Annotated in this window: 17 protein-coding genes; 2 read left to right on the forward strand and 15 right to left on the reverse strand. The window is 67.5% G+C overall.

Annotated features, from left to right (window positions below; all coding sequences use genetic code 11):
• Nucleotides 1-50: 50 nt before the first annotated feature.
• Both flhA and flhB read right to left on the reverse strand, forming a co-directional pair.
• A complete protein-coding gene (gene flhA / locus M1D55_RS08690; RefSeq protein WP_006577570.1) occupies nt 51-2,141 on the reverse strand; it encodes a flagellar biosynthesis protein FlhA in 2,091 nt (696 codons plus the stop codon).
• Nucleotides 2,138-3,280, reverse strand: coding sequence for a flagellar biosynthesis protein FlhB (flhB, locus tag M1D55_RS08695; protein ID WP_006577572.1), 1,143 nt, complete (start codon nt 3,278-3,280; stop codon nt 2,138-2,140). The genes flhA and flhB overlap by 4 nt, the downstream gene beginning before the upstream one ends.
• 346 nt (nt 3,281-3,626) lie before the next feature.
• On the opposite strand from flhB, the gene M1D55_RS08700 reads away from it, so the two are divergent.
• On the forward strand, nt 3,627-5,726 hold the full coding sequence (locus M1D55_RS08700; RefSeq protein ID WP_456280670.1) for a hypothetical protein: 2,100 nt from the start codon (nt 3,627-3,629) through the stop codon (nt 5,724-5,726).
• A 27-nt stretch (nt 5,727-5,753) separates the two neighbouring features.
• Entirely contained in the window at nt 5,754-7,835 is a 2,082-nt protein-coding gene (locus M1D55_RS08705) for a hypothetical protein (RefSeq protein WP_456280671.1), read from the forward strand.
• Between the two features lie 66 nt (nt 7,836-7,901).
• On the opposite strand, the gene cheZ is transcribed toward M1D55_RS08705, so the two are convergent.
• From cheZ to M1D55_RS08770, 13 genes are all read right to left on the reverse strand, one after another.
• A complete protein-coding gene (gene cheZ, locus M1D55_RS08710) occupies nt 7,902-8,540 on the reverse strand; it encodes a protein phosphatase CheZ (RefSeq protein WP_006577575.1) in 639 nt (212 codons plus the stop codon).
• 10 nt (nt 8,541-8,550) lie between these two features.
• Nucleotides 8,551-8,946 (reverse strand): chemotaxis response regulator CheY, encoded by a 396-nt coding sequence (gene cheY / locus M1D55_RS08715; protein ID WP_006577576.1) that lies wholly within the window; start codon nt 8,944-8,946, stop codon nt 8,551-8,553.
• 77 nt (nt 8,947-9,023) lie between these two features.
• Nucleotides 9,024-10,100: a protein-glutamate methylesterase/protein-glutamine glutaminase gene (locus tag M1D55_RS08720; protein WP_232204323.1), complete on the reverse strand. Its 1,077-nt coding sequence runs from the start codon at nt 10,098-10,100 to the stop codon at nt 9,024-9,026.
• 22 nt (nt 10,101-10,122) lie between these two features.
• Nucleotides 10,123-10,770 carry a chemoreceptor glutamine deamidase CheD gene (cheD, locus tag M1D55_RS08725; protein WP_006579681.1) on the reverse strand — a complete coding sequence of 216 codons (648 nt, stop codon included), beginning with the start codon at nt 10,768-10,770 and terminating at the stop codon, nt 10,123-10,125.
• The gene (locus M1D55_RS08730) at nt 10,770-11,669 is read right to left on the reverse strand and encodes a CheR family methyltransferase (RefSeq protein WP_064577466.1); all 900 of its coding nucleotides are present in this window, start codon (nt 11,667-11,669) and stop codon (nt 10,770-10,772) included. Before M1D55_RS08730 ends, cheD begins: the two co-directional genes overlap by 1 nt.
• A gap of 94 nt (nt 11,670-11,763) precedes the next feature.
• A complete protein-coding gene (locus M1D55_RS08735; RefSeq protein ID WP_006579683.1) occupies nt 11,764-12,258 on the reverse strand; it encodes a chemotaxis protein CheW in 495 nt (164 codons plus the stop codon).
• A 129-nt stretch (nt 12,259-12,387) separates the two neighbouring features.
• Nucleotides 12,388-14,412 carry a chemotaxis protein CheA gene (gene cheA / locus M1D55_RS08740; protein WP_064577469.1) on the reverse strand — a complete coding sequence of 675 codons (2,025 nt, stop codon included), beginning with the start codon at nt 14,410-14,412 and terminating at the stop codon, nt 12,388-12,390.
• A gap of 213 nt (nt 14,413-14,625) precedes the next feature.
• Nucleotides 14,626-15,576, reverse strand: a complete 951-nt coding sequence (motB, locus tag M1D55_RS08745) for a flagellar motor protein MotB (RefSeq protein WP_023264293.1) — start codon at nt 15,574-15,576, stop codon at nt 14,626-14,628.
• 58 nt (nt 15,577-15,634) lie between these two features.
• A complete protein-coding gene (gene motA, locus M1D55_RS08750) occupies nt 15,635-16,498 on the reverse strand; it encodes a flagellar motor stator protein MotA (RefSeq protein WP_006579238.1) in 864 nt (287 codons plus the stop codon).
• Nucleotides 16,499-16,615: 117 nt separating this feature from the next.
• Nucleotides 16,616-17,218: a flagellar transcriptional regulator FlhC gene (gene flhC, locus M1D55_RS08755; protein WP_006579237.1), complete on the reverse strand. Its 603-nt coding sequence runs from the start codon at nt 17,216-17,218 to the stop codon at nt 16,616-16,618.
• The gene (gene flhD, locus M1D55_RS08760; RefSeq protein WP_006579236.1) at nt 17,215-17,532 is read right to left on the reverse strand and encodes a flagellar transcriptional regulator FlhD; all 318 of its coding nucleotides are present in this window, start codon (nt 17,530-17,532) and stop codon (nt 17,215-17,217) included. Before flhD ends, flhC begins: the two co-directional genes overlap by 4 nt.
• A gap of 403 nt (nt 17,533-17,935) precedes the next feature.
• Nucleotides 17,936-18,715, reverse strand: a complete 780-nt coding sequence (locus tag M1D55_RS08765; protein WP_006579235.1) for a DUF4088 family protein — start codon at nt 18,713-18,715, stop codon at nt 17,936-17,938.
• Between the two features lie 60 nt (nt 18,716-18,775).
• Nucleotides 18,776-20,635, reverse strand: coding sequence for a methyl-accepting chemotaxis protein (locus tag M1D55_RS08770; protein WP_456280672.1), 1,860 nt, complete (start codon nt 20,633-20,635; stop codon nt 18,776-18,778).
• Between the last annotated feature and the right edge of the window lie 139 nt (nt 20,636-20,774).

Below are 20,774 nucleotides of genomic sequence, written 5' to 3' on the forward strand. Positions count from 1 at the left end.
TCGCCTGCGATCGCACCGCGGCTGCGGCGCCGCCCCCCCGACGATCGGACTCAGCCCGCGCCGCCGATCATCGCGGTAATACGGATATTGCGGTTGTCCGGCACCTCCGCGTGCGACAGCACCCTGAGCTGCGGCATGGTCCGCCGCAGGAAGCGGGACAGCAACGGCCGCAGCGCATGCGGGACCAGCAGCACCGGATCGAGGCCCATCTGCTCCTGGCGGGCCACCGCGGCCTGCGCCTGCTGCACCAGCGCATCGGCCAGGCCGGGCTCGATGCTGCCGCCCGAGTTCAACGCCTGCGACAGCACGCGCTCGAGGCCGGCATCCAGGCCGATCACCTGCAGGTCGGCACCGTTGGGGAACCACTGCTGCGTGATCGCGCGGCCCAGCGCCATGCGCACCAGCGCGGTCAGCTCGTTGGGGTCGCTGATCTTCGGCGCATGTTCGGCGATCACATCGAGGATCGTGCGCATGTCGCGGATCGGCACACTCTCGTCGAGCAGGTTCTGCAGCACCTTCTGCAGCGACGTCAGCGTGATCGTCTTGGGCACCAGGTCCTCGGTCAGCTTCGGCGAATCCTTGGCGATACGGTCCAGCAGCGCCTGCACTTCCTGGCGGCCCAGCAGCTCGGCCGCGTGCTGGTGGATCAGATGGTTCAGGTGCGTGGCGACCACGGTGCTGGCGTCGACCACGGTGTAGCCGAGCGCCTGCGCCTGTTCCTTGATGCCGCTGTCGATCCAGACCGCCGGCAGGCCGAACGCCGGATCGCGCGTCGGCGTGCCGGGCAGCGTGCCGCTGACCTGGCCCGGATCGATCGCCATCCATTGGCCGGGCACCGCCTCGCCGTAGCCGATCTCGACGCCCTTGAGCGTGATGCGGTAGGCGTTGGGCTTCAGTTCCAGGTTGTCGCGGATATGCACCACCGGCACCAGGAAGCCGACCTCCTGCGCGACCTTCTTGCGGATGCTCTTGATCCGGCCCAGCAGCTCGCCGTTCTGCGCGCGGTCGACCAGCGGAATCAGCCGGTAGCCGACTTCCATGCCCAGCGGATCGACCAGCGTGACGTCGTCCCAGGTCGCCTCGGTGTTCTCGTTGGCCAGCGCGGCGGGCGTACGCTCTTCGCGCTTGGCGGTTTGCTTGGCAGCCAGCTGGCGCTTGCTGACATAGGTACCGAACCAGACCAGCCCGCCGGCCAGCAGCAGGAAGGCAATGTGCGGCATGCCGGGGATGATGCCCAGCAGGCCGATAATGCCGCCGGTCAGGTACAGCACGCGCGGATCGGAGAACAGCTGGCCGGTCAGCTGCTCGCCGACGTCCTGGTCGTTCGACACGCGCGAGACGATGACACCGGCGGCGGTCGAGATTACCAGCGCGGGGATCTGGGCAACCAGGCCGTCGCCGATGGTCAGCAGCGTGTAGTTGCGCACCGCGGTCGAGAAGTCCAGGTCGTGCTGCACCATGCCGACCACCATGCCGGCGAACACGTTGATGAACATGATCAGCAGGCCGGCGATCGCATCGCCGCGCACGAACTTGCTGGCACCGTCCATCGCGCCGTAGAAGTCCGATTCCTGCGCGACCTCGGCGCGGCGCTTGCGCGCGCCCTCTTCGTTGATCAGGCCGGCGTTCAGGTCCGCGTCGATCGCCATCTGCTTGCCCGGCATCGCGTCCAGCATGAAGCGCGCGCCGACCTCGGCGATACGGCCCGCGCCCTTGGTGATCACCATGAAGTTGATCACGACCAGGATCGCAAACACCACGATGCCGACCGCGAAGTTGCCGCCGACCAGGAAGTGGCCGAAGGCCTCGATCACCTTGCCGGCCGCGTCGGGGCCGGTATGGCCCTCGAGCAGCACCACGCGGGTGGAGGCGACGTTCAGCGACAGCCGCAGCAGCGTCGAGAACAGCAGCACGGCCGGAAACGCGGCGAAGTCCAGCGGACGCTGCGTGTACATGCCGACCAGCAGCACCATGATCGACAGCGCGATATTGAAGGTGAACAGCAGATCGAGCAGGAATGGCGGCAGCGGCAGCACCATCATGCCGAGGATCATCACGATCAGCAGCGGCCCGGCCAGTGCCTTCAGCTGGCCGGCGGACTGCCCGCCGGGCAGTCGGAACAGCGAGTTCAATGCATTCATGCGCGGCTTTCCGGTACGGCAAGTTCGTCGGGCACCGGCAGGCCGGTCGGGGCTTCGGGCAGCGGCCCGTTGGCGTGGTGCCAGTGTTTCAGTTGGTAGACCCAGGCCAGCACCTCCGCCACGGCGGTGTACAGCCCGGAAGGAATCTCGTGGCCCAGCTCGACATGGCGGTGCAGCGCGCGCGCCAGCGGCGGCGCGGAGAGGATCGGCACGCGATGCTCGGCGGCCAGCTCGCGAATGCGCGCGGCGACCTCCTCGGTGCCCTTGGCGACCACGCGAGGCGCGCCCATGCGGCCTTCCTCGTAGCGCAGCGCCACGGCGAAATGGGTTGGGTTGGTGACCACCACGTCAGCCTTGGGTACCTCGGCCATCATCCGGCGCCGCGCCATCTGGCGTTGCAGCTGACGGATCCGGCCCTTGACGTGCGGGTTGCCCTCGCTTTCCTTGTGCTCCTGCTTGACCTCTTCCTTGGTCATGCGCAGCTTCTTGAAGTAGTCCCAGAATTGCCAGGGCACGTCGATCGCGGCCACCAGCAGCAGCGAACCGGCGGCCAGCGCGCAGCACAGCAGCACCAGCTCGAGCAGGCGCAGCAGCGCCTCCTGCACCGGCGCGTTCATCAGCGCCACGGCGTCCGGCAGATGGCGCCACAGCACCCAGAAGCCGATGCCGCCGACCAGCAGCGACTTGGCGACGGCCTTGGTCAGCTCGACCAGCGACTGCGCCGAGAACAGCCGCCCCAGCCCCTTGAGCGGGGACAGCCGGGAAAAATCGGGCAGCAGCGACTTGGTCGAGAACAGCCAGCCGCCGAGCACCATCGGCGCCAGCAGCGCGGCGACGGCGAACAGCAGCAACAGGGGCAGCACCCCCAGCAGCGATTCCCACACCAGTTGCGCGAAGCCGGACAGCATGCGGGCCGGATCGTGCGCCACGGCGGGCTCGAACGACAGCGCGGCGCGCATCACGGTATCGAGCTTGCGGCCGAGCATCCCGCCCAGGCCCCACAGACCTGCCACGCCGGCCATCAGCATCACGAAGGTGCCGAGCTCGCGCGAACGCACCACCTGCCCCTCCTCGCGCGCCTTTTCCAGGCGCCGGGGTGAGGCGGGTTCGGTTTTCTCGAGATCGCTTTCTTCGGACATGGCCGCTCCGTGGCGAAGCGGCATGCCGCCCTTCGACGGGGTCGATTATCGGAGCGGGGGAGCACCGCCATTAGGGGAAATAGGCGGGGGATTGCCACGCTATTTGGCCGATGGCAGGGGGGCGCGGGCACGCAGCGCCGCGAGAACGGTTCGATCACAGAGGTTAACGGCGGTCCTGCGGGATTCTTTCGGGATGGCGGCGTGCCGGCGGGCGATTGCGGTAAATCCGGGGCAATTCGAAAAGAGCCGGTGATGGCATGCCGCTATGGTGCCCGGCTCGATCCCTTGTCCGGCCGGGGCGGGCCACACCGCAGCGCGAAAGCGCGGCGACACGACGGAGGCAACCATGCCCTTCCAATTCCTTATCTCTTCATCCGGCGAAGCGATCGCCGCAGCCCACGCCAATCCCGAGCCGGCGCAACATGCCACCGGCAATGGCACCCTGGCCCAGGGCGCCGGGCGCATCGCGCTCGATACCCTGCCCGAATGCATGCTGCGCCAGATCGTCGAGCGGCTGCGCGGCGCGGCCATCGTGGCGCTGTCGCGGACGTCCAGGCGCATGCATGGCCAGCTCGATCGCGACTTCGTCGCACCCGTCCGACTGCGCGAGCGATTGAAGTGGATCGTCTCGAACTCGGCGTTCCAGCGAGCGCTCGGCGACATCGCCCAGCTGGCCCCGGCGGATCGCTGTTCGCTGTTGAACCGGATGCCGGTCGAACAGCTCCATCCGGCCATCCAGATGCGCGCCGATATGGCCCGGTTCGCACTGCTCCACACCGCCGCGCCGGCGCAAACTACGCGCCCGGCGAACGGCAGTGCCCATCGCGCGCCGCTTGTTGACATCGCGCAGCGGCCGGTCCCGGCCCTGCTCGATATCGCGCTGGCCCTGGACGCGGACGCACGCGTCCCGGCGCTGACCGGCCTGGCCGCCAGGGCGTCGAGGAACAAGGAACGATGGCGCGACCTGCTCGAAGGCATGCTGGCGGCTGCCCACGAGCGCAAGGGACGCGCCGGCGTGGCCAGCCTGGCCGAACGCGTGCAATTGCTGACGGCGGTCGCCGAGGCACTGGCCGATCCGTCGCGTTATGTCGTGCGGATGGCGTGCCGCGCGTCGCTTTGGCATCGCGTCTTCGACGAAGCCCGGGCGTTACCGCCGGCAGCGCGGCCGCCGATCTGGCTGGCGCTGGCAGCAAGCGCGGCATGCGACTTCGCCGCTGCGTTGGAACAGGACATGGCCGCCGAGCCGCGCGACACCTGTTGGTACCGCATCATCGGCGCGATCGGCAACCAGATGCCGGCGGACCAGGCCAATGAGGCCCTGGTCGCCATGCTCGACCGGATCGACGGGCTCGACGAGATCACCTCCAGGCCGGCGCCCTATATCGCCTTGATGGAAGCGGCAAGCCGGCTGCCCGACGCGCGCGCCGTCCTCGTGATGAACCGGGTGGTCGAGCAGGCGTTCCGCATGAATTCCGTAGCGGTTTACGAGCGGATCTGGGAGGCGGTATTCGGGGCGTCGCGCGGGCTCGAGCCCGCGCTGCAACAGCAGGTCCTGGTCGCGCTCGGCCAGCGCTTGCCGGACGCCGACGGTCGCCTGCAACGCTGGTTCGCGCTGAGCGACCGCGTTGCCGCCCTGCCACGCGCGCTGCGGCGCGAGCCGTTGCTGGCCCTGGTCGATGCCGAGCTGAGCACGGACGTGCCGGCCGGCTTCGCGGTACCGCGCCTGATGGGCTTACTTGAGGAACTCGATCTGGACGATCGGCCCACGTTGCTGTCGGGCCTGCTCCAGGTGTATGACGACGACCCCCGCCATTGGTCCGATATGGTCAACGCGGCGGTCGATCTGCCGCGGCGCATGCGCCGCGACCCCTTCGCCGCGATCGCGCACAAGCTGCTGGTCACGCGCGAGCCGTTGCCCGACACACCACCGCCGCAGCGAGCCGACGACACTGCCGCGGCCGCACCAGGCGATGTCTCGCTCGCGGCCTGGCCCGTCAGCGAGCGTCAGGCGCGGCGACAATTCACCGAGCTGCTGGGCATGCTGACGTGGGCGGATCGCGGCTTCGTATTGATGGCCATGGCGCCTTACGCCTCCGTCCACCGATTTACCTGGCTGATCGACGAAGGGCTGTACTTGCCCCGCAGCGGACGCCACGAAGTCAGGCTGTTCACGACGCTGGCGGAACGCGCCACGCGGCTCACCGAACCGCGCGACGCCGCGCAGATACTGCCGGCGCTCGCCACGGCGATTCGCACGTTGCAACCGGACCAGTGCGCCTCCGCGTTGTACTGGCTGCACGATGCCTGCCAGAAGGCCGACATGATCCACCTCTTCGCGCCGGTATGGGCGCATTTCCATGCGTCGCTGCCAGTCGAGGATGAGCCACCGGCCGCCGACGGCAATCGGCTCAAACGCAAGGCACGGGACCGGCCAGCCGATGCGTGAACGGCGCGAAATCCCATCCCAGGCGCCATGCCTTCCCTTCTGATCGCCCTGTCTGCCGCCATGCCACTGACCGCTACGCCCCCTTCCCCTGCCACCGCACACCCTGAAGGCCTCGGCACCAACGACCATGTGCTCGAATATGTCGCCACCTGGCTGCACAAGGCCGACAAGGTCCGGCTGGCCCGGGTCAATCGCCATATCCATGCCGTGATGGAGCGGCTGTTCACCGCTCCCGCCCGGGTCAAGGACCGCATCCGATGGACCCGCTCGCTGACACAGCTGCATGCGCGCTGTGCGGAAATCGCGGCACTGCCCAAGCCATGGCATGCGGCTCTCCACGAGCGCCTGTTCCAGTGCGTCACGACGCGATGGAGGATCCTGGACGACGAAGCCAGCCGCATACTGGCACCGTTTCGCCCCGCCGTGGCCGCGGGCACCCGCATCCAGCATGCCGGTCGTCCCGCTTTCGTGACCGACATGCTTGCCCTCCCGCCGGGCGATTGCAGCCGGGCACTGGCCGCCTGCGTATCCGACAGCAAGGGCGGCGTTCTGGCGGAAATGCCGCTGCGGCAATGGCTGGCCATCGCGGACGATGCACCGGACGAGCAGGACGCCATCGCGCTGCTGGCCGCCATCGGCACCTACGCCAGCGCTCCCGATCGCGCATCGGGGACGCGCTGGCTCGAGACGCACGCCTGCCTGTTCGAGCGGCAACAAGCCCTGGCATCGCGAGGCGAGCCCGCGTGCGCGCTTCGTACGAAGCTGCTGTGCGCATCGGCGCTTGGCCTGGAGGAGGCGAATCCTGGCGATCTTCTTGGAGTGACGGTGGCCGATCGCCGCGCGCGCTGGGATGCGCTGCTCCATTGCGCCACCGAGCTGCCGGCGCAGTCATGCGCCGAGGTATTGATGGCACTAGGTCGCAGCGTGCGAATGGATGCCACGCATCCGCTGCCGGAGACATCGCTGCCGCGCTGGCGATCGCTGGCCGACATCGCGGTACAACGGCTGCGGCCCGCCGACGCCGCACGCGTGCTTCTCGGCATGGTCGCCCACGTGGTCGAGCCTGAGGAGCGATGCGCCATCGCGGACAGCGGCATGGCGGCCTACCTCGCGGATTGCGCCATGCGTCTCGATGCATCGCTGTGTGTCGAGCTGTGCGAACACCTGCTGTCGATCGCGGACCAGGCCGAGCGGCTGGAGAGCGTCTGGTCCACCGTATTTCGTCTGGCCGATGCGGCGCGCGACATGTCGGTCAAGGCCAGATTGGCAAAGCTGCTGGCTTTCCGGGTCGATGCGATGGACACACGGCCGGCCGATTCGACACGTCGGTGGAACCTGGTGCATGGGCTCATCAAGGACTGGCCGCCGGGTGTCCGCGAAGCGCTGCTGCCGTCGATGGTGTACAACCTGGGCCGATGGCATGCCGATCCGGAGGGCGCGGTATCGGCCTATCTGCAGCTGGCCACGGATGTCTCCGACCGCGGCAAGGCGTCCGCGCTGGCGGGCGCGATCAAGACGCTTGGCGCCCATCCCCGTTATTGGGACTTGCATCTCGCGCGCGTGTCCGCCTTGCCGGCCCCGGTCCGACACAAGGCAGTGGAGCCCCTGGCCAGGAGCTTGTTCAACGTCATGTCGGGCAGCGGCGAGATGTGGCGCGATGCCGTCCGAAACGGGCACCTCGTCACCATCGACGTGGTTCGCGAGCAACTGGAGCGACTGCTGGACATGCTGACGCCGGGACAGCGTGGTGCCATCCTGCTCGACCTCACTTCAGCGGCCACGTACACCCGTTGGACCTGGAACGCCGAGGTTGCATTGTGGCTGCTGGCACAGGTTCGCAAACTGCTCGCGCACCACCAGCTGCCCGGCCAGCAGCGGCACGAGGTCGTCATCGTCACCGCTCTGGCCCGCTGGGCCGCGGACGCGCGTGACGAAACAGGCGTCGACACGGTGTATCCGCCCCTGCTGAACGCCATCGAAGCGCTGCACCGCGAAGCGCGCGGCGGCGCCGTGCACGGCCTGCTTCGCGGCATCGGTGCGACGGCGTGGCGCGATCGGGTCTGGGCGCTGTACGACACGCTGCCGGCAGCCGACAGGACGATCGGCTGAACGCACCGCCGTTCGCGTACAGGCGTCCAGGCGTTCAGGCGTTCAGGTAGTCACAGGTTCGGAAGCTCAGAAACCCAGGCTCGCCAGCAGATCGTCGACCTGCGACTGGTCCGATACCACGTCGTGCTTGCCTTCCGGATTGACCTGCGGTCCGTTCATCAGCGTCGCCGGGCCGGTCTCGACGCGGCGCTCGGCCGGGACATTGTCGATCAGCATCTGCAGCAGCTCCTGCTCCAGCGTCTGGATCATGTCCATCATCTTCTTGATGACCTGGCCGGTCAGGTCCTGGAAGTCCTGCGCCATCATGATCTCGAGCAGATGGCTGCCGGTGGCGCGGGCCTGCGTCGGCACCTCGGTCAGGAACGACCGCGTGTCGAGCACCAGCTCGCGCGCATCCGCCAGCTCCACCGGCCGCGCGAACCAGTCTTCCCAGCGCTTGTCGAGCGCCTCGGCCTGCTTCTCCAGATCGGCCTGGATCGGCTGCGCCAGCTCGACCGCGTTCAGCGTGCGCTCGGCCGCCTTCTCCGTCATGTTGGCGATGTAGCTCAGACGGTCGCGCGCGTCGGGGATCGCCTGCGCCGCGCGCTCGATCTCCTTGTCCAGGCCCAGCTCGCGCATGCTGTCGCGCAGCATGCGCGTCAGGCTGCCGATGCGCTGGATGATCTGCTCGGCGGACTCGATATTGATATTCGACGTGGTGGACATAGCGGCTGCCTCAAGCCCCTTCCTTGGCGATCTTCTCGAAGATCTTGGTGATCTTCTCGTCCAGCGTCGCCGCGGTGAACGGCTTGACCACATAGCCATTGGCGCCGGCCTGCGCCGCCGCGATGATGTTTTCCTTCTTGGCCTCGGCGGTCACCATCAGCACCGGGGTCTTGGCAATCGCCGGATCGGCGCGAATGCCCTGCAGCATCGTCAGGCCGTCCATGTTGGGCATGTTCCAGTCCGAGACCACGAACTGGAAGCTGCCGTCCTTGACCTTCTCGAGGCCGGCGGCGCCGTCTTCGGCTTCCTCGACGTTGGCGAAACCCAGCTCCTTGAGCAGGTTGCGGATGATACGGCGCATGGTCGGGAAGTCGTCGACCACCAGGATCTTCATGTTCTTGTCCACTCTACGGCTCCATTACGGTTGTGGATGATTGCGTCTATCCGGACGCGCCGCGCAGCCGCGGCGCATCCACGTGGTTTTCAAACGCGCTGCGCGCGGGTACCGAAGGTGGCCAGCCGCGCCATCACGCGCTGGCTCATCGCCGACAGCGGCACCACCTCGTGCGCGCCGCCGGCGGCGATCGCCTCCTTCGGCATGCCGAACACGATGCAGCTCTGCTCGTCCTGCGCCAGGTTGTAGGCGCCGGCCTCGCGCATCCGCAGCATGCCGCGCGCGCCGTCGCGGCCCATGCCGGTCAGGATCACGCCGATGGCGTTCTTGCCCGCATGCACGGCGGCCGAGTCGAACAGCACGTCGACCGACGGCCGATGCCGGTTGACCGGCGGGTCCTGCGACAGGTGCGCGACATAGTTGGCGCCGCTGCGCGCCAGCAGCAGGTGCTGGTCGCCCGGTGCGATATAGGCATAGCCCGGCAGCACGCGCTCGCCATGTTCCGCCTCCTTGACCTTGATGCGGCACAGGCCATCGAGCCGCTGCGCGAACGAGCGCGTAAAGCCGGCCGGCATATGCTGGACGATCAGCACCGCGGGCGCGTCGGGCGGCAGCGGCATCAGGAATTCCTTGATGGCCTCGGTGCCGCCGGTGGACGCGCCGACGATGATCAGCTTTTCGGTCGACAGCAGCGGCGTGCGCAGCATCGGCGCCGGCGCCGCGGGCTCGGCGCCGGGCGCCGCCGCGGGCCGCGGGCGCGCGCGCGAGGCGGCGCGCAGCTTGTCGGCGATGGTGTCGGTGTATTCGAGCAGGCCGTCGCGGATGCCGAGCTTGGGCTTGGTGATGAAGTCGACCGCGCCCAGTTCCAGCGCGCGCATCGTGATCTCCGACCCGCGCTCGGTCAGCGACGACACCATCAGCACCGGCATCGGCCGCAGCCGCATCAGGCGTTCGAGGAAATCGAGCCCGTCCATGCGCGGCATTTCGACATCCAGCGTCAGCACATCGGGGTTCAGGCGCTTGATCATCTCGCGCGCGACCAGCGGATCCGGCGCGGTGCCGACCACCTCCATGTCGGGCTGGCTATTGATGATCTCCGTCATCAGGCTGCGGATCAGCGCGGAGTCGTCCACGCAGAGCACCTTGATCTTGGCGGCGGCGGTCATGTCGAAAGCGGGTCCTTCGAATTCAGGAAACGGTGGAAGCGGCGCCGCGCCGCCCGAACAGCTCGACGCCGCCGCGTACCGGCGTCGCGGAAATGGCGCGCGCCAGCGCGCGTTCGCTGCGTTCGACGACCGCCTGGTCGTCCTGGCGCGTCAGCCGGCGCACCAGCGCCAGGCCCGTCTGCGGGAAATAGCTGACCCGGCGCGCGTGCGGTCCGCGCAGGTCCTGCGCGGCGACCCGGATCTCTTCGGTCTTCAGATAGCGCAGCACGAACTCCGCGTTGCGGTCGCCGATGTTCAGCGTGGTCATGTTGGCCAGCACCGCGCCGCCGCCGAACACCTTGGCCTCGAGCCGCTCGCGGCGCGCGCCCATCTTCAGCAGCTCGTTGATCAGCACCTCGAGCGCATAGCAGCCGTAGCGCATCGATGCGGACAGCACGCGGTCGGGCCCGGCGTTCTCGTCGTCCGGCAGCATGAAATGGTTCATGCCGCCGACGCCGGCCTTTTCGTCGCGGATGCAGGCGGCCACGCACGAGCCGAGCACCGTGGTCAGCACGACGTCGTCGCGCGTCACGTAGTACTCGTTGGGCAGCAGCTTGATCGCCTGCTTGCCGAACTCGCGGTCGAAGTAGGTGCGGGTGGCGATCGCCTCCGGCAGGTGCGGCGTCTGCATCAGGCGGCTCCGGCCCTGGCGGCGCCCGGCGCCAGCTCGTAGACGGTCTGCCCGCGCAGCTGGAAGGCGCGCGTCACGTAGGAGAAGTTCTCCGAGTGGCCGGCGAACAGCAGGCCATGCGGCTTGAGCAGCGGGACGAAGCGCTCCAGGATGCGGCCCTGGGTCGGCTTGTCGAAATAGATCATCACGTTGCGGCAGAAGATCGCATCGAAGCGCTCGCGGATGCCCCAGTCGGGCGCCAGCAGGTTCAGCGGCTCGAACGTGATCGTCGAGGCGAGCTCGGGCTTGACCTTGACCTGGCCGGCACGCTGTCCGGTGCCTTTCAGGAAGAAGCGCTTGAGCCGTTCCTGCGACAGCCGCGCGACCTGCTCGGCCGAATAGACGCCGGTCCGCGCCTTGGCCAGGACCTGCGTGTCGATATCGGTGGCCAGCACGGTTCCGGCGCGATCGCCGAGCGCCTCGGCCAGCGTGATCGCGATCGAATACGGCTCCTCGCCGGTCGACGCCGCCGCGCACCAGACCGAATACGGCCGGCCGATCCGCTTGGCATGTTCGGCCAGCAGCGGGAAATGGTGCGCCTCGCGGAAGAACGAGGTCAGGTTGGTGGTCAGCGCGTTGGTGAAGAACTCCCACTCGCCGGAGTACTCGTCGGCTTCGAGCAGCGCCAGGTAGCTGGCGAAGTCGCTCAGATGCAGCGCGCGCAGGCGGCGCGCGAGCCGGCTGTAGACCATCTCGCGCTTCTGCGCGCCCAGCGAAATGCCGGCGCGGCGGTGGATCAGCGCGCGCACCTTGTCGAAGTCGCGGTCGGTCAGCAGAAAGTCGCGCGCGTCGTCCCGCAACGTGGCGAGCGGCATGGCGGGGGCCGCGGCGCGGGGAGCGGGGGTTCGTTGCGGCGTCATGTCTGCGGGTGGATCGGCGAGGGTGGCGACGGGGTGAGGATGATGCGCGGGGCTGGCGATGGCGAGCGGCGGGCCGTTGGGGGCCCGCGCCCGCTCAGGCGGCCTCGCCCTCGATCAGCTCCATCTCGGGGCTGGTCATCATCCGTTCGATATCGAGCAGGATCAGCATGCGGCCTTCGACGGTCGCCAGGCCGGTCAGGTGCTCGGTCGACACCGACACGCCGAACTCGGGCGCCGGCTTGATGGCCTCGCCCGTCAGCGTCAGCACGTCCGACACGCCATCGACCACGATGCCGACCACACGGCCGGCGATGTTCAGGATGATGACGACGGTCTGGTGGTCGTACTTGACATTGCCGAGGCGGAACTTCATGCGCAGGTCGACGATCGGCACGATCACGCCGCGCAGGTTGGTCACGCCCTTGATGAAGTCCGGCGCGTTGGCGATCCGCGTCACGCCGTCGTAGCTGCGGATCTCCTGCACCTTCAGGATGTCGATGCCGTATTCCTCGGAGCCCAGCGTGAACACCAGGAATTCCTGGCCCGCCGCCTCGCTTCCGGGGGTGTCGCTATGTCCGATGCCGGCCATGATGTGTTGCTCCTTGTTCAATCCTTGTCGTCCCCGCGAAGGCGGGGACCCAGCGTCTTTCCCGCATCGTGTGTCGAGTCGCTGGGTCCCCGCTTTCGCGGGGACGACGGTATGAATATCCGTTTGTCGTTACGCCAGCACCGGCTCCTGGCGCCGCACGCCGGTGCGCTGCAGCGCGGCGACGTCGACGATCAGCGCCACGCTGCCGTCGCCCAGGATGGTCGCGGCCGAGATGCCGGGGACCTTGCGGTAGTTGGTCTCCAGGTTCTTCAGCACGACCTGGTGCTGGCCGATCAGCTGGTCGACCAGCAGCGCGAAGCGCTTGCCCTCGGCCTGCAGGATGATGGCGATGCCCTGGGTCGGCTCCTGCACCGCGTTCTCGACGTTGAAGACGCGGTGCAGCTCCAGCAGCGGCAGGTATTCGCCGCGCACGTGCATCACGCGCTCGGTATTGGCGGCGGTGCGCACGTCGTCGGCCTTCGGCTGCAGCGACTCCATCACGCAGTTCAGCGGCAGGATGAAGGTCTCCTCGCCGACCTTGACCGACATGCCGTCGAGAATCGCCAGCGTCAGCGGCAGCACGATGCGGGTGGTGGTGCCGTTGCCGGGGCGCGAACTGATCTCGACGTGGCCGCCCATCTCCTGGATGTTGCGCTTGACCACGTCCATGCCGACGCCGCGGCCCGACAGGTCGGTGACCGCCTCGGCGGTCGAGAAACCCGGCGCGAAGATCAGCTGCCACACTTCCTCGTCGCTCATGCTCTCCGACACCGGCAGGCCGTTCTGCATCGCCTTGGCCAGGATCTTGTCGCGGCGCAGGCCGCCGCCATCGTCGCTGACCTCGATCACGATGTTGCCGCCGTGGTGCTGCGCCGACAGGATCAGCTGGCCGGTCGGATCCTTGCCCGCGGCGACGCGCTTGTCCGGGGTCTCGATGCCGTGGTCCAGGCTGTTGCGCACCAGATGGGTCAGCGGGTCGATGATCCGCTCGATCAGGCTCTTGTCCAGTTCGGTGGCCTTGCCGAAGGTCACCAGGTCGATCTGCTTGCCGAGCTTGGCGGCCAGGTCGCGCACAAGGCGCGGGAAGCGCGAGAACACATAGTCCATCGGCATCATGCGGATCGACATCACCGCTTCCTGCAGATCGCGCGCGTTGCGCTCGAGCTGGCCCATGCCGGAGAACAGCCGGTCGAACAGCACCGGGTCGAGCGACGACGCGGTCTGCGCCAGCATCGACTGCGTGATCACCAGTTCGCCGACCAGGTTGATGATCTGGTCGACCTTCTCGGTCGGCACGCGGATCGAGCCGGACTCCTGGTGCGCGGCCGCGGCACTGGCCTTGGCGCGCTCCTTGTCCTTGGCTGCGGGTGCCGCCGCCGGTGCGGGGGTAACGGGGCCCGGAGCCGGCGCGGCCACGGTTTCGGCAACGGCCGTCGCGGCGGCGGCGGCCGGCGCCGCGGCAGCCGCGCCGGTGGCGGGTTCGATCACGATCTGCTCGGCGTCGATCACGAAGCAGCAGACCGCGACGATATCGTCGGGACTGCACTGCGTCGCCAGCTCGATCGCCAGCTCGCTGTCGCTCTGCGTCTCGCCGAGGATCTCGCCGAGATTGCCGAGCTCCTCGCGCAGCAGCGCCTGGTCGTCCTTCGACACGTTCAGCAGGCGCACCTTCAGCGCGCCGCCGGGCGCGGCCGTGGCGGCAGCCGGGGCCGCCGCCGGAGCGGCCGCTACCGGCGCGGGGGCCGGTGCTTCGCCACCGGTCTCGTACGCCAGCTGCTGCAGCACCGCACAGATGCGCGCAAGGGTCTGCGGATCGGGTTCGGTACCGTTGCGGTAGGCGTTGAGCTGGTCTTGCAACACGTCCTTGGTTTCCAGAAAGGTATCGATGATGGCCCTGGACAACGCCAGTTCGTGGCGGCGCGTGCGGTCCAGCAGATTCTCGAGCAGGTGGGTGGTTTCGGTCAGCGCGCTGAAGCCGAAGGTCGCCGCCCCGCCCTTGATCGAATGCGCCGCGCGGAAGATCGCATTGAGGTCTTCCGCGTCGGGCGCCTCGATGTCGAGGCCGAGCAGCAACTGCTCCATTTCAACGAGCAGCTCTTCCGCTTCCTCGAAGAAGGTCTGGTAGAACTGCGTGATATCGATATCGACAGACATGACCGTCCTGAATCACTGATTGCTAAGCATTGAGCCGTTACCAGCTGGTTATCGACCTCGCCGACGGTCTTATTAAATTTTGTTACTGATTTAAGCGCCGGCTGCGCTCTCCCTACCCCTTGCCCGCGTGCAGGAGAGGGGAACACCCTCGGCATGCGGAAGGCGCTCCCCTCCCGCTTGCGGGAGAGGGGCCGGGGGACAGGGCAAGCCTTTCTACTGCGCCCGCGCCGCCGACGCGCCGGTCGCCTCGTCCATCCCCTGCTGCAGCGCCTGCGCCGACTCGCCGGCCTTGGCGCGCACCGCGACGTCGGCCGCGCTGGCGTTCTCCGCCTCGAAGCGGGCCTGGGCGCGCTGGTTCAGCACCACGATGCTGATGCGGCGGTTGACCGGCGCCAGCGAATCCTTCTTGTCCAGCGGCATGGTGGCGGCCAGGCCCAGCACGCGCAGCACCTTGCCCTCCTGCATGCCGCCCGCGATCAGTTCCTGGCGCGAGGCGTTGGCGCGGTCGGCCGACAGCTCCCAGTTCGAATAGGTGCGCTCGCCGTTCATGTAGGTCGACGAATCGGTATGGCCCGACAGGCTGACCTTGTTCGGCATCTCGTTGAGCACCGGTCCGATCTCGCGCAGGATGTCGCGCATGTACGGCTCGACCACCGCCTTGCCGGTGCGGAACATCGGCCGGTTCTGCGTATCGAGGATCTGGATGCGCAGCCCTTCGCTGGTGATGTCCAGCAGCAGCTGCGGACGGAACTGGCGCAGCACCGGGTTGTTCTCGATCAGCTGTTCGAGCCGCTGCTTCAGCGCGCGCAGCCGCTCGGTCTCGAGCTGGTCGCGGCGCTTCTGCAGCGATTGGGGGTCGTCCTCGCGCATGCGCCGCGTTTCGCCGTCCTTGCTGGCCGGATCGATGCCGCCGCCGGGGATCACGCTCGGCGACTCGCTGGTCTTCTGGCCGCCGGCGATCGCGACCTTCAGCGGCGTGCGGAAGTACTCGGCCACCTGCACCAGGTCCTTCGGCGTCGACGTGCTCAGCAGCCACAGCACCAGGAAGAAGGCCATCATCGCCGTCATGAAGTCGGCGTAGGCGATCTTCCAACTGTGGTTGCCGTGCGGCTTGTCGTGGGCGGCGACGCGTCGGACGACGATGGGGCGCGCGTGATCGGTCATGCTTGGCCTGCGTTGGACGGACGGATGGACTGGCTCGCGGACTGCCTGGACGACGCGCTTACGTCAGGCTCTTGACTTCGCGCACGTGGTCGTCCAGTTCCAGGAACGACGGACGCTCGCTCGAGTACAGCACCTTGCGGCCGAACTCGACCGCGACCAGCGGCGCGTAGCCATTCAGCGAAGCCAGCAGCGTGACCTTGATGCACTGATACATCTTGACCGTCTCGGCAACCTGATGCTCGACGCGCGAGGCCAGCGGCGAGACGAAGCCGTAGGCCAGCAGGATGCCCAGGAAGGTACCGACCATCGCATGCGCGATCAGCGCGCCCAGCACCGACGGCGGCAGGTCGGCCGAGGCCAGCGCATGGACCACGCCCATCACCGCGGCGACGATGCCGAATGCCGGCAGCGCATCGCCGACCCGCGCCAGCGCGTGGGCGGGCACTTCGGCCTCGTGCTTGAAGGTCTCGATCTCGTGGTCCATCAGGGCCTCGATCTCGAAGGCATTCATGTTGCCGTTGACCATCATGCGCAGATAGTCGGTCAGGAATTCCATCATCGCCGGGTCGGCGAGGATGCGCGGGTACTGGCTGAAGACGCTGCTGGCGGCCGGATCGGCGATTTCCTTTTCGAGGAACAGGATGCCCTCGCGGCGCGCCTTGGACAGCAGCACGTACAGCAGCGCCATCACTTCCATGTACAGCGCCTTGTTGTATTTGCTGCTGCGGAGCAGCTGCGGCAGCGCGCGCAAGGTCGCCTTGATCGCCTTGCCGCTGTTGGCGCTGATGAAGGCGCCAACCGCGGCGCCACCAATGATCACCAGTTCTGCCGGTTGATATAGCGCGCCCATGTGGCCGCCAGTCATGGCGTATCCACCAAGCACCGCCGCCACTACGACGACATAGCCAAGAACAACTAGCACGATCGATTCCCCGTCAGAAAAACACGCGTCGGACACGCGCGAGCCGTACCTCGGAAGACACGGCAAGCTGCGCGCCGTGCCGCCTCGGTCTGGCTCGCCGCGCAAGCCCGGCGTGAATCAGGCGGGTTGCGCTGGCGTGGCGTCCTTCGAGGGCTTCTTTGCCTTGCCCGCGCGCGATGGCGGCCGGCACAGGCTGCAGACGAAGTTCGCGTTCGGCTCGTAGGCGTGTGTGACGAACTGTCCTCCGCAGCATGTGCAACTGGAAAGCTGCAGCATATTGCTCTCGAAGAACCGTACTAACGTCCAGGCACGCGTAAAACTTAAGACAATTTCGCCGCCTAGCAGGGACACGTGCTCGAGGTAGAGCCGGTATGCGGCGACCACGGCACGAATGCCGCTCGCCTCGCCCTGCTCGACCATGAACTGGTAGGCCGAGAAGAACAGCGACGAGTGGATGTTCGGCAGCCAGGTCGTGAACCAGTCCGTCGAGAACGGCAGCATGCCCTTGGGCGGGGACACGCCGCGCAGTTCCTTGTACAGACGGATCAGCCGGTCGCGCGACAGCGTGGTCTCGGCTTCGAGCACCTGCAGGCGCGCACCCAGGCCGATCAGCTCGATGGCGAGCTGCGTCTGGTTGGCATCCTGCAGTACGCTCTTGCGCGGGGCGGCCGGAGCGGCGGTGTAGCTCCGGGCCGGTTGGGCCTGCAGCAGCGCGCTCAATTGAGCGACTCCACCGGTTGCCGCGCGAGCAGGATCGCAGCGTGGATCTGCTGCATATCGTGGCTCTTGGCGGTATGCGTCAGCGTGGACAGCAACGCGTGATCGTCGAACCGGAATCGGCACAGGACCATGTTGGACGCCGCCAGCTTGACCAGCTGAGCCGGCGTCAGCTTGGCCAGGATGTCAGCGATCTCCTTGCTGACGCCCAGGCGGAACATGGCTTCGAGTTGGTTTTCGCGCACCAGGCGTTGCGCGAGCAGCAGATAGGCGAGATTGACCTCCCTGATCTCCTGCAGAAGTTCACTGCTTTCCAATTTATCCCCGCTACCAATGAACCCTCGCCCGCTTGTCCAGCGCTTACCGGTGGCAGACCTCCGGCGTCCAGATCGTTTCAGTGCGTGTGCGACGGGTACTACATCTGATCGGAACTACTCCGGTCCAGTTACAAAACTCACATCTGGTAACAAATGTTACGGAATGTAAATGGACTGACCGCTTTATATCGGCAATCGGCTGCCGCTGCCAATCCCTACTTACGTTGGGGATGCGCATTGTCGTACGGATGATACATGGCCGAAACGACGCAGACAGATGTAACAACCTTGTAACGTAATCTGAATCAAATCTGTAACAGCAGACATGCCGCGAGAATCACTTGAGAGGCGATTCAGCGCAGTTTTCGGGCGAGTTTCCCGTGTTACTGGAAACGCTTCGCGTTCACGGCGAACGCCTGTCGCTTTCCACCATTGACGGCGCAGCCGGCATCGGCTTGAAGACGCGGCGCAGCCACGCGGCGAGCCGTGCGAATACATCGTCAGGTTCGTCGCGGAACAGGTGCGGCCGGGCGTGCTCGATCTGCTCCATCACGCGGCCCGCTTCCTGCGCGTCGATCGCGCCGTAGTCGAGCGCCAGGCCCACCATCGCGCGCAGCTCTCCCAGGCGGGTCAGCGCGGCGCCAGTGCCGCGCTCGGTCTGCACCAGATACAGCAGGTCGTAGACGCGCCGGCGCAGGCTGTCGGCAAGACGCCAGGCCGGCGTCTGCATCTGTTCTTCGATCGTGCGCACGTCGATCGCCGCGTTGGCGATGTGTTCCGCCAGCGTATCGGCCAGCGCCGGATCGGCGCCGGCGTGGTCGAGAATCTCGACCGCCCACTTGCGCGCCTGCGCCAGCCGTTCGGATTGCGACCATTCCGAGCGCACCGCAAGGCCGAAGCCGAAGCGTTCGGCATCGCGCATCAGATTGGCCAGCGCATGCGGCAGTTGCTTGTCGAACACGCGCTTGGCCCAGGCGTACTCGCCGCCGGTCAGCAGGCGCGTGACCGCGCGCTCGGTCAGCGGCCCGTCCTGGTGCATCACGCGCGCACGCAGGAAGTCCTCGAACGAGGGCGGCACGAACTGCCGGTCCAGCCCCGTGGAGAGCCGGACGAAATGGTCGAACTCGCCGCGCAGCTTGTCCGCGGCCTCACGCGGCAGGGACAGGGTGATTTCGCTGTTCATCGTCTGTCATGGTCGGGGGCGCGCCGTGCCGGCCGCGCCCGCCCCGCCGCGGCGGGGTGTTCAGAAGGCGCTCCAGTCGCTGTCGGCACCGGCGGCGGCGGCAGCCGCAGCGGCGGTGGCAGCGCGCGGAGCCGGGCGGCCCGGCAGGCGCGGGGCGGACTTGGCCGGAGCCGGCTCGGCACGTTCGGCACGTTCGGCACGTTCGGCGCGTTCGGCACGTTCCGCACGATCCGCTGCAGCAGGCTCGTCGTGACGGCTGGCGGCCGCGGCGGCCGATGCCGGCGCCGCCGGAGCGGCGATCGGGCTGGCGACGGACGGGGCCTGCAGCGACGGCGCGAACAGCTCGTCGGCGGCCAGACGGAAGCGGGCCAGCGACGCCTGCAGGCGGGCGGCCTGGTCCTCGAGCGAACCGGCCGCGGCGGCGGCCTGCTCGACCAGCGCCGCATTCTGCTGCGTGACCTCGTCCATCTGCGCCACCGCCTGGTTCACCTGCTCGATGCCCGAACTCTGCTCGGCCGACGCCGCGCTGATCTCGCCCATGATGTCCGTCACCCGCTTGACCGCCTGCACGATCTCGCCCATGGTCTGTCCGGCCTGGCCCACCAGCGCCGAGCCGTTGTCCACCCGCGCCACCGTATCGCCGATCAGGCCCTTGATCTCCTTGGCCGCATTGGCGCTGCGCTGCGCCAGGCTGCGCACCTCGCCGGCCACCACCGCGAAGCCGCGGCCCTGCTCGCCCGCGCGCGCCGCTTCCACCGCCGCGTTCAGCGCCAGGATGTTGGTCTGGAACGCGATGCCCTCGATCACGCCGATGATGTCGACGATCTTCTTGGACGCACCGTTGATCTCGTCCATCGTCTGCACCACCCGGCCGACCACCTCACCGCCCTTGACCGCGGTCTCCGACGCGTTGGCCGCCAGGCCGCTGGCCTGCCGCGCGTTGTCCGCGTTCTGGCGCACCGTGCCGGTCAGCTCTTCCATGCTCGACGCGGTCTCTTCCAGCGACGCCGCCTGCTGCTCCGTGCGCTGCGACAGGTCGTTGTTGCCGGCGGCGATTTCGCGCGAGGCCGAGGCGATCGATTCGGCCGCGGTCTTGAACTCCTGCACCATACCCGACAGCTGCAGCTGCATCTGCTTCATCGCGTACAGCATGCTGTCGCGGTCGCCGGCACGCAGCTTGATCTCGGTCGAGAAGTCGCCGTCGGCGATGCGCGATGCGATCGCGGCCGCGTAGGCCGGTTCGCCGCCCAGCTGGCGCGACAGCGCGCGGGCCAGGAACACGCCGAGCAGCAACGACACCGCCAGGCCGCCGAGCACCAGCGCCAGCATCCACAGGCGCGAGCTCTCGTAGACCCCCTCGGCTTCTTCCATGTTCGCGCGGGCACCGGCGTCGCGGCGCTTGACCATGTTGAACATCAGCTCTTCGATCGCATGGCCATCCTTGAGCAGCGCCGTGCTTTCCTCGAACACCTGGCTCTCGAACTGCGAGGTATCGAGCGGCTGGCGCGAGACCAGCTCGACGTACTTGGCCATGCGGTCGCGATAGGCCGGCAGCAACGTATCGAACTGCTTGATCAGCGCCTGGCCTTGTTCGGTCTGGAAGGAATTGCGGGCCTGCTTGATGCGCTCGTCGACCACGCCGAACGACTTCTCGATCAGCGTCTTCTCGGTCGTCCGTTCACCCATCGTCGAGGCCGACAGCAGCGCGATCTGCGCGCGGCTGGCGTACAGCAGATTGATGTTGGCGTCCTGCACGGCCTTCAGCGCCTGCAGGTCGGTGTTGTAGATCCGGCTGGTCCATTCGGTCATCCGGCCCATATTGACCACCCCCAGCAGGCCCATCGCCATGCCGATGACGGAAACGATCAGAAAGCCGACGACCAGCTTCGTCGCGACTCGCAGTTGCTTGAACCATTGCATGAGAACTACCTCTTCTTCTGGATGACCGTCCGGCCGGATGCGGCGCCGATCGCCAGCGATCGGTGCGCTTGCCGGCTTGCTTTCCGGCTTCGTTGTCGTGCCGGTTGATACTGCTGTCCGTGCTTCGATCGGTGCCGGG

Source organism: Cupriavidus sp. JZ107, from assembly GCF_053903255.1.

What these genes read in the sequence shown, in the direction of transcription:
- M1D55_RS08705 (WP_456280671.1), top strand. Translation starts at nt 5,754, where the DNA reads ATGCCTTCCCTTCTGATCGCCCTGTCTGCCGCCATGCCACTGACCGCT.
- flhB (WP_006577572.1), bottom strand. Translation starts at nt 3,280, where the DNA reads ATGTCCGAAGAAAGCGATCTCGAGAAAACCGAACCCGCCTCACCCCGG.
- M1D55_RS08700 (WP_456280670.1), top strand. Translation starts at nt 3,627, where the DNA reads ATGCCCTTCCAATTCCTTATCTCTTCATCCGGCGAAGCGATCGCCGCA.
- cheD (WP_006579681.1), bottom strand. Translation starts at nt 10,770, where the DNA reads ATGCAGACGCCGCACCTGCCGGAGGCGATCGCCACCCGCACCTACTTC.
- M1D55_RS08735 (WP_006579683.1), bottom strand. Translation starts at nt 12,258, where the DNA reads ATGGCCGGCATCGGACATAGCGACACCCCCGGAAGCGAGGCGGCGGGC.
- M1D55_RS08765 (WP_006579235.1), bottom strand. Translation starts at nt 18,715, where the DNA reads ATGAACAGCGAAATCACCCTGTCCCTGCCGCGTGAGGCCGCGGACAAG.
- M1D55_RS08770 (WP_456280672.1), bottom strand. Translation starts at nt 20,635, where the DNA reads ATGCAATGGTTCAAGCAACTGCGAGTCGCGACGAAGCTGGTCGTCGGC.
- flhA (WP_006577570.1), bottom strand. Translation starts at nt 2,141, where the DNA reads ATGAATGCATTGAACTCGCTGTTCCGACTGCCCGGCGGGCAGTCCGCC.
- M1D55_RS08720 (WP_232204323.1), bottom strand. Translation starts at nt 10,100, where the DNA reads ATGACCGCCGCCGCCAAGATCAAGGTGCTCTGCGTGGACGACTCCGCG.
- M1D55_RS08730 (WP_064577466.1), bottom strand. Translation starts at nt 11,669, where the DNA reads ATGACGCCGCAACGAACCCCCGCTCCCCGCGCCGCGGCCCCCGCCATG.
- cheA (WP_064577469.1), bottom strand. Translation starts at nt 14,412, where the DNA reads ATGTCTGTCGATATCGATATCACGCAGTTCTACCAGACCTTCTTCGAG.
- cheZ (WP_006577575.1), bottom strand. Translation starts at nt 8,540, where the DNA reads ATGTCCACCACGTCGAATATCAATATCGAGTCCGCCGAGCAGATCATC.
- motB (WP_023264293.1), bottom strand. Translation starts at nt 15,576, where the DNA reads ATGACCGATCACGCGCGCCCCATCGTCGTCCGACGCGTCGCCGCCCAC.